Below are 632 nucleotides of genomic sequence, written 5' to 3' on the forward strand. Positions count from 1 at the left end.
GAAAAGTTTTCCGAAAAGCTGCAGCTGGAAAAGTTTTTGAAAAAATTCAGGGAATAAGGTTCTGGTACTTGCAGTATGCGGCTTGCACTAACTTCGCAACAGGAAAAAGTAAGTGTCACGGCTTCGTCCTAAATGAGATGTGAAGGGAATGGCCTGATATTCTTGTGTCTGGTCATGGTAAAGGATGCTGTTCTCATATTCAGACTCGACAGGTTTCACAGTTCCATGGTAAGAAATACTGACATGATAAGGGCGATAGCTCCAGTACTTCACCATGAACCTGGCATGGCATAGCAAGAGAAATACGGAACTCCGCATTCTGCATAAAAAGGTCTTAACACGGAAGCTATTCAAGAGGATGGAAGCCAGAGGTGAAGCAATACAAGGCTGATGCCACTCATGTGAGTGATGAAAAGGTACAAAATCAGCAAGGAGAAAAAGAAAGGCAATGCCTATCAGTCAAAGAGCGGACTTCTGTCCTACTCTGGCTTACTGCAAGTTTAAAGTTTAGATTTACCCATGTATATATACATGTATTTTAAACTTTGGTTACAGACCTGAACAGGTTTATAAAAAGACTGACGAACAATTCATTGCGAATAGAAATATCATATAAGAAAGAAAATGGGAAC

1 protein-coding gene is annotated in these 632 nt (G+C 40.3%); it reads left to right on the top strand.

The window, feature by feature from the left end; translation table 11 throughout:
- Positions 1-132 precede the first annotated feature (132 nt).
- Positions 133-294 carry a hypothetical protein gene (locus H6A27_RS14520; RefSeq protein ID WP_204509200.1) on the top strand — a complete coding sequence of 54 codons (162 nt, stop codon included), beginning with the start codon at positions 133-135 and terminating at the stop codon, positions 292-294.
- The last annotated feature ends 338 nt before the right edge of the window (positions 295-632 follow it).

The organism is Bacteroides caecigallinarum (genome assembly GCF_016902295.1).
GTDB lineage: Bacteria > Bacteroidota > Bacteroidia > Bacteroidales > Bacteroidaceae > Phocaeicola > Phocaeicola caecigallinarum_A.

What these genes read in the sequence shown, in the direction of transcription:
- H6A27_RS14520 (WP_204509200.1), top strand. Translation starts at nt 133, where the DNA reads ATGAGATGTGAAGGGAATGGCCTGATATTCTTGTGTCTGGTCATGGTA.